Annotated in this window: 1 protein-coding gene; it reads left to right on the forward strand. The window is 37.8% G+C overall.

The window, feature by feature from the left end; all coding sequences use genetic code 11:
• Window positions 1-259, forward strand: a 259-nt coding sequence (locus AAEY83_RS16405) for a cytochrome b562 (RefSeq protein ID WP_351060747.1), incomplete at both ends; no start/stop codon positions are given.

Consider the following 259-nt stretch of genomic DNA (forward strand, 5'->3'; position numbering starts at 1 on the left):
ATTTAGCTCATTGGTTTTAGCCGAGGAACCTGTCGATCTTGAAATAAATATGAAAAATACGGGCCTTGCGTATAAACAAGCAGTGCAGGCTACACAGATTGACGAATTTAATACCGCAATCGATGAATTTATTAAGCTGGTAAAAATAAGTAAAACGGCTAAATTTTACAAAAAAGCTGAACAATCATTACAAGGCCTTGATAAAGTGATTGCCCAAGCTGAACTTGCAAAAAAAGCAGCGAACGAGCAGGGGCTAAGT

Origin of the sequence: Psychrobacter sp. TB20-MNA-CIBAN-0197 (assembly GCF_040309765.1) — a bacterium.
Taxonomy (GTDB): domain Bacteria; phylum Pseudomonadota; class Gammaproteobacteria; order Pseudomonadales; family Moraxellaceae; genus Psychrobacter; species Psychrobacter submarinus.